At 61.8% G+C, this 14,420-nt stretch carries 15 protein-coding genes; 10 read left to right on the top strand and 5 right to left on the bottom strand.

The annotated features are described in order from the left end of the window. Positions 1–76 precede the first annotated feature (76 nt). The gene (locus NXC14_RS11440; protein ID WP_085778239.1) at positions 77–1,039 is read left to right on the top strand and encodes a patatin-like phospholipase family protein; all 963 of its coding nucleotides are present in this window, start codon (positions 77–79) and stop codon (positions 1,037–1,039) included. A 46-nt stretch (positions 1,040–1,085) separates the two neighbouring features. On the opposite strand, the gene NXC14_RS11445 is transcribed toward NXC14_RS11440, so the two are convergent. Both NXC14_RS11445 and NXC14_RS11450 read right to left on the bottom strand, forming a co-directional pair. Beyond that, entirely contained in the window at positions 1,086–1,520 is a 435-nt protein-coding gene (locus tag NXC14_RS11445) for a CBS domain-containing protein (protein ID WP_085778240.1), read from the bottom strand. Between the two features lie 95 nt (positions 1,521–1,615). Next, entirely contained in the window at positions 1,616–2,404 is a 789-nt protein-coding gene (locus NXC14_RS11450) for a rhomboid family intramembrane serine protease (RefSeq protein WP_085778241.1), read from the bottom strand. 290 nt (positions 2,405–2,694) lie between these two features. Here NXC14_RS11450 and NXC14_RS11455 point away from each other — a divergent pair, with 290 nt between their 5' ends. The 7 genes from NXC14_RS11455 to NXC14_RS11485 all read left to right on the top strand — a co-directional run bounded on the left by NXC14_RS11455 (position 2,695) and on the right by NXC14_RS11485 (position 9,437). Continuing rightward, positions 2,695–3,309, top strand: coding sequence for a PAS domain-containing protein (locus tag NXC14_RS11455; RefSeq protein ID WP_085778242.1), 615 nt, complete (start codon positions 2,695–2,697; stop codon positions 3,307–3,309). Between the two features lie 125 nt (positions 3,310–3,434). Beyond that, complete coding sequence (locus NXC14_RS11460; protein WP_085778243.1) at positions 3,435–4,046, top strand: PilZ domain-containing protein; 612 nt, start codon at positions 3,435–3,437, stop codon at positions 4,044–4,046. Between the two features lie 386 nt (positions 4,047–4,432). After that, positions 4,433–5,404 carry a prolyl aminopeptidase gene (pip, locus tag NXC14_RS11465; RefSeq protein ID WP_085780075.1) on the top strand — a complete coding sequence of 324 codons (972 nt, stop codon included), beginning with the start codon at positions 4,433–4,435 and terminating at the stop codon, positions 5,402–5,404. A 352-nt stretch (positions 5,405–5,756) separates the two neighbouring features. Continuing rightward, positions 5,757–6,362 carry a transglutaminase-like cysteine peptidase gene (locus NXC14_RS11470; protein ID WP_085778244.1) on the top strand — a complete coding sequence of 202 codons (606 nt, stop codon included), beginning with the start codon at positions 5,757–5,759 and terminating at the stop codon, positions 6,360–6,362. 221 nt (positions 6,363–6,583) lie between these two features. Next, positions 6,584–7,369: a hypothetical protein gene (locus NXC14_RS11475; protein ID WP_085778245.1), complete on the top strand. Its 786-nt coding sequence runs from the start codon at positions 6,584–6,586 to the stop codon at positions 7,367–7,369. Positions 7,370–7,509: 140 nt separating this feature from the next. Further along, the gene (locus NXC14_RS11480; RefSeq protein WP_085778246.1) at positions 7,510–9,048 is read left to right on the top strand and encodes a D-alanyl-D-alanine carboxypeptidase; all 1,539 of its coding nucleotides are present in this window, start codon (positions 7,510–7,512) and stop codon (positions 9,046–9,048) included. 113 nt (positions 9,049–9,161) lie between these two features. Then, positions 9,162–9,437, top strand: coding sequence for a hypothetical protein (locus NXC14_RS11485; protein ID WP_085778247.1), 276 nt, complete (start codon positions 9,162–9,164; stop codon positions 9,435–9,437). Positions 9,438–9,483: 46 nt separating this feature from the next. Here NXC14_RS11485 and NXC14_RS32970 read toward each other — a convergent pair. From NXC14_RS32970 to NXC14_RS11500, 3 genes are all read right to left on the bottom strand, one after another. After that, positions 9,484–10,426, bottom strand: a protein-coding gene (locus NXC14_RS32970) for an IS630 family transposase (RefSeq protein ID WP_176536422.1) whose coding sequence is annotated in 2 segments (ribosomal slippage) — positions 9,484–10,089 and positions 10,091–10,426 — 942 coding nt in all. Because the reading frame shifts where the segments join, the coding sequence is not laid out codon by codon here. 101 nt (positions 10,427–10,527) lie between these two features. Then, positions 10,528–10,965, bottom strand: coding sequence for a DUF1489 family protein (locus NXC14_RS11495; protein WP_085778248.1), 438 nt, complete (start codon positions 10,963–10,965; stop codon positions 10,528–10,530). Between the two features lie 60 nt (positions 10,966–11,025). Further along, positions 11,026–12,429, bottom strand: coding sequence for an L-serine ammonia-lyase (locus tag NXC14_RS11500; protein ID WP_085778249.1), 1,404 nt, complete (start codon positions 12,427–12,429; stop codon positions 11,026–11,028). 229 nt (positions 12,430–12,658) lie between these two features. Between NXC14_RS11500 and NXC14_RS11505 the strand changes: the two genes are divergently transcribed. Both NXC14_RS11505 and NXC14_RS11510 read left to right on the top strand, forming a co-directional pair. Beyond that, on the top strand, positions 12,659–13,423 hold the full coding sequence (locus NXC14_RS11505; protein ID WP_085778250.1) for a DUF599 domain-containing protein: 765 nt from the start codon (positions 12,659–12,661) through the stop codon (positions 13,421–13,423). Further along, the gene (locus NXC14_RS11510) at positions 13,423–14,412 is read left to right on the top strand and encodes a heparan-alpha-glucosaminide N-acetyltransferase (protein WP_085778251.1); all 990 of its coding nucleotides are present in this window, start codon (positions 13,423–13,425) and stop codon (positions 14,410–14,412) included. The genes NXC14_RS11505 and NXC14_RS11510 overlap by 1 nt, the downstream gene beginning before the upstream one ends. Positions 14,413–14,420: the final 8 nt, after the last annotated feature.

Genomic DNA, 14,420 nt, shown 5'->3' on the forward strand with positions numbered 1-14,420 from the left:
CCAGTTCTATATACCATTTGGCAACCGATCGGGCACACTATCAAGACTTACGTGTTCTACTGGAGGGGAGAGCGCAATGCTGAACTGGAGTCTGCACCGTCAAAGCGCTGAAGGCGAAGGTTCCGGTTCTGGCATGGCGACGATACTCGAGACAATCCCTGCGCCCGCGCCTGTCACCAGAATCAAGATCGCGCTCGCTCTTGGCGGCGGCGCGGCCCGCGGCTGGGCCCATATCGGCGTCTTGCGTGCTTTGGACGAAGCAAAGATCGAGATCGGCATGATCGCCGGCACATCGATCGGCGCGCTGGTCGGCGGCTGCTATCTCGCCGGCAAACTCGATGAACTCGAAAGCTTCGCGCGCTCGCTGACCATGCGCCGCATCGCCAGTCTGCTCGATCTGACGATCGGCGGCAGCGGGTTGTTCGGGGGCATGCGGCTGACCAAACGCATGCAGGAACATCTCGAGGGCCTGAACGTCGAGGATCTGGACCGGCCGTTCGTCGCAGTCGCGGCCGAGGTCAATACCGGCCACGAGGTCTGGATCGCCAATGGTTCGCTGATCACGGCGCTGCGCGCCTCCTATGCGCTACCCGGCATCTTCGAGCCGGTCCGCAGCAATCACCGCACGCTGGTCGACGGCGCGCTGGTGAACCCGGTTCCCGTCTCCGTCTGCCGCGCCTATGAGCAGCCGCTGGTCGTCGCCGTCAATCTCAATTACGATCTCTACGGCCGCTCGGCCGTCGTCCGCCACAATGCCAGCCTCTCGCAGCAGGAAGTGCAGAAACAGGAAGAAGCGCCCTATGCCCGCCTCGGCATGACCGGAGTCATGGTGCAGGCCTTCAACATTATCCAGGACAGAATTGCCCGCGCTCGCCTTGCCGGCGATCCGCCCGACATTTCGCTGCAGCCGCGCCTGAGCTATATCGGCCTCTCGGAATTCCATCGCGCCGGTGAGGCCATCGAGCGGGGCTACGAGGAAGCCAGAGCCAGGCTTCCCGAGATCAAGCGCATGCAGGAAGTCTACGCCAGCGCTCCGTGACGCGTCGCCCCGACAGGAGCGACAGCACGTTTGAATAGCCGGACCCTCAGCCGGCAATATAGGCCTTGATGTCCTCGGCTTCGCGCTCGACTTCGGCGATCCGCGATTTTACCACGTCGCCGATCGAGATGATGCCGGCAAGCTTGCCGTTGCTTTCCACCGGTACGTGGCGGAAGCGGCGGCTGGTCATCAGTTCCATCAGCTCGTTGACGGTCGTCTCCTCGTGGCAACGGTAGACTTTTGAAGTCATCACCTGCGAGAGCGGCTGATCGAGACTCCCCTTGCCGTGTTTGGCGATGGCATGCACGAGATCGCGTTCGGTGAACATGCCGGAAATCCGGTTCTCCATGCCGACCACAACGATGGCGCCGATCTTCTTCTTGCTCAGAATCGCGGCTGCCTCGGCGACGGTGGTGTTCGGCCCGGCGGTGACGACGTCCCTGCCCTTCAGGTCGAGGATTGCTTTGACTGAACTGGTCATTCGAACCTCCTTTGTCGAGCCTGTGACATGTGTCACAGGCATCCACGACGGCTTCTCCCCCCAATCGCGGATCGTTCGATGGTGCACCGCCCGGCTCAGGATTGCAACATATCCTTCTCCGCTCCCTTCGGTTCTGCAGGCGGCCGTGGCGCCCGGTCGAACAACGAAAACAAAAGGAATCCGAAGACGAAGCCGCCAATATGCGCATCCCAGGCGATCTCTTGGTCGCTGTCGCCTACGAGCGGAATGCCGACGGCGATCAGGGCGTTACCGACCAGCCAGAGAAGAATGAAAATGACGACGGTCCGGCTCTTCAGGGCGTCGACGACAGAAAGCCGGGCGTTGAGATGCGCAACCGGCATCGGTCGCCGATCGGCCGGAAAGGCGAATCGGCAGGCCGCCCCCATCAGCCCGGAAATGACGCCCGACGCGCCGATCAGCAGCGATACGTCTCCCCAATTCAGGATCGCGTGCAGGGCGGCGGAAGCGGCGGCGGACAAGATCCAGAAGAACAGGAAGCGTAACGTCCCGATGCGGCGCACGACCGGTGCGCCGAAGGCCATCAGCCAGAAGGCGTTGAAGAGGATATGCTGGGTGCTGCCGTGCAGCAGCGAATAGGTAACGGGCGTCCAGAACAGCTCCAGCCCCTGCTGCGATAGCGGAATCACGTAGCGAGCGGGGACGAAACCGAAGGTAAACAGCAGCCAGCCCACCGCATCGTCCGATAGAACGAGCGCCTGCACTGCATAGATGAGGATAAGCAGGCATAGGCTGAAGAGCAGCGCCGGCGGAAGGTTGAAGACCGGTACGCGCGGGGGCCGCGCCGGCGGCTCGGCCTCGGAAGGTTCGGGCGCCTTGTCTGGCGCGCCCGTCTGCTCGTTCATCTTTATCGCCTCGTTGAGGCCTCAGCCATACAGGAGGCATGACCAAAAAAAAAGCCGCCCGTAGTGCCGGGCGGCGTAACCCGAATTCCTGGAAAGACCCCGGATCGGCAGATTGTGCTGAACTCCGAAAGTCGGAGCGATGGCTGGACATTGTCACGATGGACGCCGCGCCTCAACCGAAACCCTTTCTTAACCTTAACGGCCCGGATCTGGCATGAAATCCGCAAGGTAGAAGCTGTACGGGCAATGACTGCCCGAAAACGCTCCGGAATGGGACAGGCTGGTGTGAAATGCGTGTGCAAACGACCATCGAAATTTTTGACTACTGGAACCATATCCGTGGCGCTGCCGATGCGCCGCTGAAATCACAGGTTGAACCCTCTGCCGTTCCCCATCTTCTGCAAAGTCTCTTTATCCTTGAGGCGCGCGACGACGGAGACATCGTTTTCCGGCTCGCCGGCACCCGCATCTGCGATTTCTTCGGGCGCGACCTGCGCGGTGAACATTTTTCATCCCTCTGGGCGCATGGCCAGCATGCGGACATCAAACGCACGGCGATGGGCGTCATGGACCATGCCATGCCGGCCCTGTTCAACACCACTGGCTACAGCACCGTCGGTCATCAGGCCTCCTTCGAGATCATCATGATGCCGCTGCGCTCGTCTAACGGTGCCTGCGACCGGCTGCTCGGCGCGATCGCTCCGACGGCGGCTGCGAGCTGGCTGGAGATCGTGCCGCTGGAATTCCTGGCGCTCGACCGCAGCCGTCTGCTGCCCGAAAAATTCAGCAAGGCCACGCCGGCCGAACTGCGCTCGATCAACGAGGTCGTCGCGGCAAAAGGCATCGGATTCGGCCAGGCCATGCGCCGCATGGTGTCACAGCTGCTGAGCGCCGAGGCGCGTTAAAGCGTCTCGTTTCGGGACACGGCGCGCACTCGTTTTCGGCTATGTCACAATGGGGCGAAACAACCTTCTGTTAATGGATTGGAGGTAAGGATTAATCTCTCCAGTTTTCATGAAGAAGCCCTTTGATGCACTCGTTCCAGCCAGCTCAGACGCAACGACCTGCGCCGCGCCCTGAACAAGGCGTTTTCCAGCGTGTGCCGATCAATATGCAGGGCCGGCTCATGCTTGCGAATTACGAGGAATTCGAATGCATGGTGATCGACATGTCGCCCGGCGACATGTACGTCACCTGCTCCGGCCGGCCGCGCGCCAACGAACGCGTTGTCGCCTATATCGACCATCTCGGGCGCGTCGAAGGTTACGTCCAGACACTCGACGGCCGCGGATTCACCATGTCGATCAACGCCACCGAGCGCAAGCGCGAGAAGCTCGCCGCCCAACTCACCTGGCTTGCCAACAAGCACGAGCTCGGCCTGCCGGAAGATCGTCGCCATGACCGTCTGACGCCGCGTGATACGAAGACGGAACTCACGCTCGAGGATGGCACGCGCTATACCTGCCGCATCATGGACCTGTCGCTGTCGGGCGCCGCCATCGACGTCGAAATGCGTCCCTCGATCGGAACGGCGGTGCGCCTCGGCAACATGCGCGGCCGCGTCGTGCGTCACTTCGTCGAAGGCGTGGCGATCGAATTTCTGTCGATCCAGTCCCGCGAGACGCTGCGCGAATTCCTCTGACAGCCTGAAAAAACCCATGCCCTGCCGCGAGCCTTTGTGGCGGGTCCATTGGTGACGGACCGCTCCGAAAGCGTTTGTCAAATCGGAGCCGCACCGGGTCTGTCGTGCACCGGGTCAGGTCGTGTTGAAACGCACAAGCCTCCCCGCAAGCGATCTGCAAGCGGGCAGAAAATCCGGCTTTGGAAGATTGGCGCGAGTCCTGTCGCAAGTCCTTCCAACCAGTAAGCACATAAAGTTATGAGTGGAACAACCTGCGACATCGTTCGCCCGGAGCAGGTCGCGTGAAATCGGGCAGGATTGTTTTGGCCGGCAATTCCCGTCCTGTCATCCGTCCTCCCTTCGTCATGGATATGATGAATAAGCCTATCTCGACCGCAGGTGCACCGATGCCAGCCCTCTATCCGGAAATCGAACCATACGATCACGGCCTACTCGATACGGGCGATGGCAACCTGATCTATTGGGAATCCTGCGGCAACCCGATGGGGCGGCCGGCGCTCGTCCTGCACGGCGGGCCGGGTTCGGGCTGTTCGACCGCGGCGCGCCGCCAGTTCGATCCGGACGCCTATCGGATCATCCTCTTCGACCAGCGCAATTGCGGCCGAAGCCTGCCGAGTGCCGCAGATCCCGAAACCGATCTCTCCCTCAATACGACCTGGCATCTCGTGGCCGATATCGAAAGGCTGCGGCTCTTCCTAGGCATCGACAGCTGGCTGCTGTTCGGTAACTCCTGGGGCTCGACGCTGGCGCTCGCCTATGCCGAATCGCATCCACAGTGCGTCAGGGCGATTGTCATATCGGGCGTGACCACCACGCGGCGATCGGAAATCGACTGGCTTTGCCGCGGCATGGCGCCGCTTTTTCCGGAAGAATGGCACCGCTTCCGTCAGGGAATCCCGTCCGGCACGCCAGGGGTGGACGACGACATGGCCAGCGCCTATCACCACCTCCTCAACGATCCGGAAGCTGAGACGCGTCTCAAGGCGGCGCGAGACTGGCATGATTGGGAAGCAGCCTCGATCCTGCTCGCCGGGGAAGGACTGCCGCGCCGCTGGGCCGATCCGGCTTATGTGCTGACGCGCGCCCGCATCATCACCCACTACTTCGTCAACGGCGCCTGGCTGGAGGATGGTATGCTCCTGAAGAACGCCGCGCGGCTTGCCGACATTCCCGGCATCCTGCTGCAGGGGCGGTTCGACATCGAGGCGCCGCTCGTCACCGCCTGGGAACTGGCCCGCGCCTGGCCACAAAGCGAACTCGTAATCCTTCCGCACGCTTCCCATTCCACCGCAGGCCCCGATATGAGCGCAGCAATCGTCGCCGCCACCGATCGATTTCGCGATCTTTCTCAAAAATAATTTTAATGCTGGACGCCGGAATCCGAGCGATATTCTGCTTTCGGCCCATTCCAACCGACCGATTCCACCGGTATCGCCGCCGCAAACATCCCGTCGCAGCGCCGCCGGCACTTATCCGGCCCAGCGAAAACTCTTAACGCCGCGACGGCGGCGCAGGCTTTCCGTGGACGAAGTCCTTGTCGCGTCCATTACAATTTTAATCGATTTTGCCACAAATACGCACTGAAGTTTATTCGCATTCGAGCCAAGTTTTATCGGCATTTGAATCAACTAAGACTTTAATTCTATTGCGTAATTTTGCGTGAGATAAAAACGTCCGTGTCATTGTCGTCTCAACTTAGGGGAGACGGCAATGACGACTGCGAACATCCTGAAAGGCGGCCTTCTGGCTAGTGCGATCATGATGGCAATGGCGGGCTCAGGACAGGCAACGCCCGCCAGCATGGCACTGGCAGGCAATGCCAGCCCGCCGATCGGACACTACGAATTCTGCAAGGCCAATCCGACGGAATGCGCCTATGCCGGCGGCGATGCCGGGCCGGCCATCCTCACGGAGGACCGCTGGAAGGAAATTCTCAAGGTCAACTACACCGTCAATTCGTCGATTCAGCCGGAGACGGACGAACAGATCTACGGTGTCGAGGAACGCTGGGCCTATCCCACAACCGTCGGCGATTGCGAGGACTATGCCCTGCTGAAGCGCAAGATGCTGATCGAGGACGGCTTCTCGCCATCCGACACGCTGATCACCGTCGTGCTGCAGCCGAACGGCGAAGGCCACGCTGTGCTGACCGTCCGCACCGATCACGGCGACTTCATTCTCGACAACATGCGCAACAAGGTGCTGCTGTGGTCGGACACCGAATACACCTATCTGAAGCGCCAGTCCGCCAGCGATCCGGCCCGCTGGTCGAAGCTTCAGGACGGCCGCGCTGTCGCCGTCGGCAGCGTCAGGTAAACCAGCCAGCCGGCAAAGCCAACACAGGTTTCGGCCCGGTCAGTCCCCGCATCCCGTCCCCGACCGGTGCCCAAGAGCCGTTCCCGCTGTCCCGGGAACGGCTCGCTCCTTTTTGGGACAAGGGGTCCATCCCGGCACAACGGCGATCCAAAATCTTAGCGAAGTATTAACCCTGCCGGCTCGATCATGGCGATGAGATTCATCATCGGCACCGGCGGCTCATGTTCTTCCTGCGGCGGACCGAAACGCGAAGAACCGCCATGAGCCAAGCCGCCCAAAGCGCACCCGACGAGCAGCCGCTTCTTTCGAGGAGGTTTCTTCTGCGCACGATGGCGGTGATATCGGTCCTAGCGGTCCTGACCGTCGCCATCAGCATCGCCGGCCGTTGGTTCGGCCGGCACATCTCCCTTGCCGGCAACACCGACAGCACGGCTGAAATCACGCTGACCATCGGCCGCGACACAGTGAAATTCCCCGAAAATACCATCCGCTTCCCGAGCCAGCGGCATGACGGCGTCGCCGAGCGCGTCGATCTCTACCTTGCCTGGCCCTCCATGCGGGGTTACGGCAAGGACAACCATCTGCGATTCGACGATGTCGCCCAATCCTCCGGCCTCATCTTCCTGCAGATCGCCCAAAGCACCATGTCGCGCGACATGTCCGGCCGGCTGGAGCCGATCTATTCGCATCTTATCGAAGGAGCAGCCGAGCCTTTCCCGGACGGATTGACACTCCATCGACTTCGCGCCGACGCCGGTTATGGCGGAGAAGTGCTGCTCACGGCCCCGGTCAAAGGCGGGCCGGACTACGTCGTGCGCTGCATATTGCCTTCAACTCCGGACAAGGCCGCAAGCGGAGATTGTCAGCGCGACATCAAGGTCGGCAAGGATCTCAGCGTCCTCTACCGATTCTCCAGCAGCCATCTCGCCGACTGGGAACATATTGATGCCGCGATCCGCCTCTTTGTGGAGCCGCGTCTTGTGAACCGATCTGCGACAGGTCCCTAAAATGCCGGCGGAGAAGGCATGAAACGATTCATCATAAACGGATTGGTAACGCTGAATCGGTAATTTCAAAAGACGAGCTGTGCGGCGGGGGGTGTGCGGTTCCTGCCCAATATCTGAAATGCAAAGCGAAGAGTGGAATAGTGTCAAGGTCAGTCTCCTCCGTATCATCGTCCCGGTCCGGCAGCTTCTTCGCGAAGCTCCTGGCGATCCTTTCGATGGCTCTCACGGTCGTCCTGGTTGATTCGGTCAATGCCGACGCGGAGGCGGCCAATCCGAAATATGCGGGCATCGTCGTCGACGCCAAGACCGGCAACGTTCTCTACAGCGAGAATGCCGATCGGTTGCAGTATCCTGCCTCGCTGACCAAGATGATGACCCTTTATATGACCTTCGAGGCCCTGGAGCAGGGTCGCATTCGCCTCGATACGCCGGTTCCCTTCTCCGCTCACGCGGCCGCCCAGGCGCCGACCAAGCTTGGCGTGCGTGCCGGCGGCACAATCACCGTCGAACAAGGCATCCTCGGTCTCGTCACTCTGTCGGCCAATGATGCGGCAACCGCGCTTGGCGAGATGCTCGGCGGCAGTGAAGAGCGCTTTGCCCAGATGATGACCGCCAAGGCGCATGCGCTCGGAATGACGCGCACCACCTATCGCAACGCCAACGGCCTGCCGAATACGGCGCAGATGACGACGGCCCGCGACCAGGCCCGCCTCGGCATCGCCCTTCGCCAGCACTTCCCGCAATATTACGGCTATTTTTCCACCCGCGCCTTCAAGTTCGGCACCCGCACGATCCGTAGCCACAATCGGCTGGTCGGCTCCGTGCGCGGCGTCGACGGCATCAAGACCGGTTATACGCGCGCCGCCGGCTTTAATCTGGTGAGTTCGGTGCAGGTCGACGGCAAGTCGATCGTCAGCGTCGTGCTCGGCGGCACTTCCGGGTCGGCTCGCGACGCCCAGATGCGCAACCTGATCGCCACCTACCTGCCGAAGGCGTCGAGCCGTGGCGGAAATTCGGCGCTGGTAGCCCAGACAGCCCCCGCCCCTGAAATGATCGAAACCCCCGCTCCTGTTCAGCCGCAGAAGGCCCGGCAGCAGGTCGCTTCACAGCAGGTTGCTCCCCAGCAGGTCGCAAAGACGATCACCGCGGCGCAGCCGCCGGTTTCTGCCGCTGCAGCCGATCTCAGCCTGCCGCATAAGGGCCCGCTGCCGGATGCGCGCGAGGTGGCCGAGACCGAGGTTGCCTATACCGAAACATCGGCGCCGAAGTCCGACAACCCGCTGGTCGCCCAGACGATGCCGGCGCCGACCAGGGTCAAGACCACAAGCTTCAAGCAGCAGGCTCCGGTGGCCGCACCGGCTGCCCAGGACGACGCCGCCGTCGACCACGTCACGACCGCTTCGACCAGCAGCACCCCGGCAAGCGCCGCGCCTGCGGGCTGGGTCGTGCAGGTCGGCGTCTCGCCGAGCCGCCAGATGGCCATGGACCTCCTGGAGAGCGCCAAGAGCAAGGGCGGCAAGGCGCTGGCCTCGGCAAAGCCCTTCGCCGTCGCCTACGGCGCTGGCAATGACCAGGTCTACCGCGCCCGTTTCGGCGGCTTTGACGATCAGCGCGATGCGGTCAACGCCTGCAAGGCCTTGAAGAAGGCCGGCATCAAGTGCTGGGCAGCCGCACAATGAGCTATTCGGTGCCGTCCGCGACAAGGCCGGCGGCACCCCTAACGGCCGGAATCGGTGTTTGCGTTTCCGGCCACCGGTTTTGAACTCGATCAGTAGTGCGTACGGGGAAAACAATGGCGATCAATGAGAATGTTCCGGGAATGCCAGGCGACCGCCGCCGCGGGGCCAAAGGGCGTTCACCCCTGCATCCGCTGCACGAAGCGGCTCTGCGACTTGCCGAGATCGGTCTGCAACGACCGAGGGCGAAGTCCGCCAAGACCCGGGATCTCATCAACCTGCTGCTTTGCCACGGCGCCCGCGCCTGGCGCTATTCGCAGCCGGAAGCCCGCATTCATCTGCATGTGACGTCGCCGGACGGCAGCGCCCCGGTGCAACTGCGCCTGCGCTGAAATCCACACGCCGTTGTCCGAAACCGGCATTTAGAGCCTGCTGCTTTCATACGGAAGCATATCCTGAGTTTGTGAGGTAGTTTGCGCATTCTGCTGGCGAGAAGCAGTCGAGCATTTCACCAGCCTTGCGCCATGTCGCTTCGACTGTGCGAGGCTGTTCTCTCCTAATTAGGTGCTTGAGCTTGGCAAAGACTTGCTCGATGGGATTGAGGTCCGGGCTGTAAGGCGGCAGGAAGAAGAGGTGCGCGCCTGCGGCCCGGATGGCACGACGGACAGCTTGGCCCTTATGGCTGCCGAGATTGTCGAGGATGACGATGTCGCCCTTGGCGAGCGTGGGCACGAGGATCCTCTGGATATAGAGGGTAAAGAGTTCGCCGTTGATCGGCCCATCGATGACCCAAGGGGCGTCGATGCGGTCGCAGCGCAAGGCGGCAATGAATGTCAGGGTTTTCCAGTGCCCATGCGGAACCGCGGCACATAGGCGTTGACCACGCGGTGCCCACCCCCTGAGGGGCGCCATGTTGGTCTTGATCCAGGTCTCATCGAGAAAGACCAGCCGCTGCGCTTCGATCCGCCGTTGATGGGTCTTCCAACGCAACCGTTTCCTGGCGATATCCATCCGCGTCTGCTCGGCCGGCAGAACCGTTTTTTTTGAAACTCAGGCCCTCGGCCCGGACGAACACCCAAACGGCGCGTCGCTCGGTCTTGATACCGCGTTCGGCCAGTTCCGCCACAAGGCCTCGCGTCGTGAACGGGCCGGATCGACAGCGCTGGCGCAGCCAGTCGGCCCGTTCGCCGGACAAAGTCCGCTGCTTGCGACCGCCGACGCGGCCGGGCGTCAGAGCGCCGGTCTCCGCAAGGCGCTTCTTCCACTTCGAAACACAGGAGGGAGCAATCGCAAGTGCTGCTGCGATCGATCGTATCGTTTCTCCGGTGTTCAGGCGCGCCATCGCCCGTTCGCGAAGATCCTCAGAATATGGGTGCGTCATCCTTGCCGGCCGTCCTTTTCCGGTAGGACAGAGAATCATATTTCAGCTGATTTGCGAATCTGCGATTCTGAAAAATCGAAGCGTGCTCTAGGGCGATAAAATTAGAGCAGGCCGAGCTCTGTCAGCTCGCGGCGCAGCTCCGCGGGCATTTCGGCGATCCCGGCGCCCAAGCTCGTCAGATCGGGCGGCACGTCATCCGGCGTATAGTAGCGCCAACCCTGGAACGGCCGCTTCGGCTGCACCGCGGTTTCGACGACCTCCGGGCCGAGCATCAGGCGGCAGCGTGCAATTCCTTCATCGTCGGTGAACGTTTCGATGTCGAGCAGCCTCTGCCTCGCCTGCACCTGTCCCTTGATCACCCAATAGAGCGAGCCGCCGTCGAGAAGCTCCTCCATGCGTTTGGGCACCATGCGCGTCGTGTGAACCGAATGCGGTTCGAGCCCGGCGGCAATGGCGCGCAGCGAGCGCTCCGCCACCCATTCGCGCAGATCCTCGATCGAGTCGGCGCCGACACAGAGTTTGATGAGATGCAATGCCATGCCGCCGTTGAAATCCTTTTGGCGGCGGGCGTCAAGTGTGAAGCTATGGAGTTCGCACGCTCAGCATTCGACGACGTTGACGGCCAGGCCGCCGGTCGAAGTTTCCTTGTATTTCTCGCTCATGTCGTGGCCGGTCTGGCGCATCGTCTCTATACAGGCGTCGAGCGGCACGAAATGCTGGCCGTCGCCCTTGACGGCAAGCGATGCCGCCGTGACGGCCTTGACGGCGCCAAGCGCGTTGCGCTCGATACAGGGAACCTGCACGAGGCCTGCGACAGGATCGCAGGTCATGCCGAGATGATGTTCGAGCGCGATCTCGGCGGCGTTCTCGATCTGCTCCGGCGTACCGCCCATTACGGCAGCAAGGCCCGCGGCCGCCATCGCCGCGGCCGAGCCGACCTCGCCCTGACAGCCGACCTCGGCGCCGGAGATCGAGGCATTGTGCTTGATGATGCCGCCGATCGCCGCAGCCGTCAGCAGGTAATCGCGGATGCCGTTCTGGTCCCAGTCCTCGTGGAAATGCTCATAGTAGCGGATCGTTGCCGGAATGACGCCGGCCGCGCCATTGGTCGGCGCGGTGACGACGCGCCCGCCCGCCGCATTCTCCTCGTTGACGGCCATTGCATAGACGCTGAGCCAATCATTGGCGAGCAGCGGATTGACACGGTTGCTGCGCCACTCCTCCTGCAGCTTGTCGTGGATGCGGCGGGCACGGCGCTTGACATTGAGGCCGCCGGGCATGACACCCTCGACCTTGAGGCCGCGCTCGATGCAGGAGCGCATTGCTTCCCAGAGGCGGTCGAGCCCCTGATCGAGCTCTTCACGGCTGCGCTGACTCTCCTCGTTCGCCCGCTTCATCTGCGCGATCGAAAGCCCCGAGCGCTCCGCCATCTCCAGCATCTGCTTGGCGGTCGAGAAGGGATATGGCACGCGCACGCCGCCCGTCGCATTCTTCTTCGCCCGCATCTGCTCCAGCTCGGTGTCGGTAACGACGAAGCCGCCGCCGACCGAATAATAGATGCGCTTGAGGAGCAGCCGGCCGTCCTTGTCGAATGCGGAAAAGATCATGCCGTTGGCATGGCCTGGCAGCGGCTGTTTCTTGTCGAAGATCAGATCGGTCTTCGGCTGAAACTGGTAGGCCGGATGGCCCGCAGGCGTGATGCGGCCGGTGCGCTCCACGGTATCGATGATGCCGTCCATCCTGTCGGGATCGACACTGTCGGGCGCTTCGCCCATCAGTCCGAGAATGACAGCCCTGCCCGTGCCATGGCCGATCCCCGTATGGGCGAGCGAGCCATGCAGGCTGACCTTGATCGCGACGACCTGAGCGCCCGATGACGGACGCGGCCATTCGTTCGACAGGATCAGGTCGAGAAAACGATTGGCGGCCGACATCGGCCCCATCGTGTGCGAGCTCGACGGTCCGACACCGATCTTGAACACGTCGAATACCGATAGAAACATGGATGCGCCTTCTGAACACTGGAATGCGAATTTAAACCCCGCCGGTCTCGGATCCCAGCGGCGAACCGACATCGCATGGAGTCGGTGCGACATTTCACACTAACGCAGCGCTATGAAAATCGGAATCGCTTTTCATAGCGCTATATCGTTCCGGGCACGCCCTGCCGGTCATTGCAGCATCGCTGCGCATATGTAAGGTGGCCGCATTCATGCGGAGACTGAATCGTTGATGACGACGGCGGATTATATCGCTCTGGCCTTCTTTGCCTGTGTCTGGGCGGGTTATTCCTGGCTGTTGAAGGGCCGCACCTTCTTCGGCCGCACCAGCCTGACCCACGCGATGACCGAACGGCGGCGGGAGTGGATCTACAATTCGCTGCGCCGCGACCTGAAAATGATCGACACGCAGATCATGGCCGGACTGCAGAACGGCACGGCCTTTTTCGCCTCGACCTCGATTTTCGCGATGGGCAGCTGCTTCGCGCTGCTCGGCGCAACGGAGAAGGTCGACGCCGTCTTTGCCGACCTGCCCTTCGTGCTCCATGGCGGCCAAGCCGCCTTCGAGATGAAGGTCGGCGGCCTGGCGGCGCTTTTCGGCTATGCCTTCTTCAAGTTCGGCTGGTCCTATCGGCTGTTCAATTACTGCACCATCCTCTTCGGCTCCATCCCGATGATGCGCGAAGCCGAGAGCGACATCATCGCCGCCGAGCGGGCCGCCGAGCGCGTCATCCGCATGAATGTCATCGCCGGCAGCAATTTCAACGAGGGCCTCAGGGCGATCTTCCTGTCGATCGGCTATCTCGGCTGGTTCATTAATCCTTATGTCTTCATGCTGACGACGGCGACCGTGATCTTCGTGCTGACACGGCGGCAGTTCTTCTCGCAGGCGCGGCTGGCAATCATGGATGCCGGGCCACCATCAAATCCACACCTTTCTGCTATTCGCCGCGTTACGCCATCGAACGACGGAAATGATTCGACCGGGGGACTTTGATGACAATGCCGGCAATGCAGGCCGACGGGGTGGCAAGACCGCCGCGCATCGGCCTATTGGATACGGCGCGCGGCGTCGCATTGATCGCTATGGCGAGCTACCATTTCACCTGGGACATGGAGTTCATGGCCTATCTGGCGCCGGGCACGGCCGAGACCGGCTGGCTGAAGATCTATGCCCGGGCGATCGCCACGACCTTTCTCTTCATCGTCGGCATCAGCCTGGTGCTCTCCAGCACGCCGACAATTCGCTGGCCGACCTTTTGGAAACGTTTCGGCATGATTGCCGCGGCGGCTGCGGTCATTTCGATCGCCACCCGCATCGCGATGCCGGACACGTGGATCTATTTCGGCATCCTGCATTGTATCGCGGTGCTCACGCTCATCGGCGTCGTTTTTGTCAGATTGCCGCTCGCCTTCACGCTCCTCGTCACAGTCGCGCTCCTTGCCGCCTGGATTCTCGATAATTTCGGCACACCGGGTCTTCTGCGCTCATCCTTCTTCGATCCGAGATATCTCGCCTGGATCGGGCTTGCCGAAACGCCGCAACGCTCTAACGATTATGTGCCGCTGTTTCCCTGGGCTACGCCGTTTTTCGTGGGCTTGAGCAGCGCCTTGATTGCCATCAGAACTAGGCTGCCGCATCGGCTCGCGGCCATCGGCACAGGCTCCTGGTGGCCGGCGAAGCTTGGCCGCCACAGCCTTGCCTTCTACCTCGTTCATCAGCCGGTGTTGATCGCGATCGCTTACGGACTTTCCCTTGTCGTCCCGCCGCCGCAGCCGGATCCGGTCGAAACTTACCTTAGGCAATGCAACTCCGCATGCGTCATACAGCAAGGCGCAGCCCTCTGCCGCAGCTTCTGCCAGTGCACGCTCGACAGATTGCAGGCTCAGGCGCTGCTGACACCGCTGCAGGCGGGCAAGATCGATCTGCAGAGCGATGAGCGAGTCCAGACGATCGCCGGCGAATGCAGCGCCGAGGCGCAATAAAGGTTCGG

This window comes from Rhizobium sp. NXC14, from assembly GCF_002117485.1.
In the GTDB taxonomy this organism is placed as follows: Bacteria; Pseudomonadota; Alphaproteobacteria; order Rhizobiales; family Rhizobiaceae; genus Rhizobium.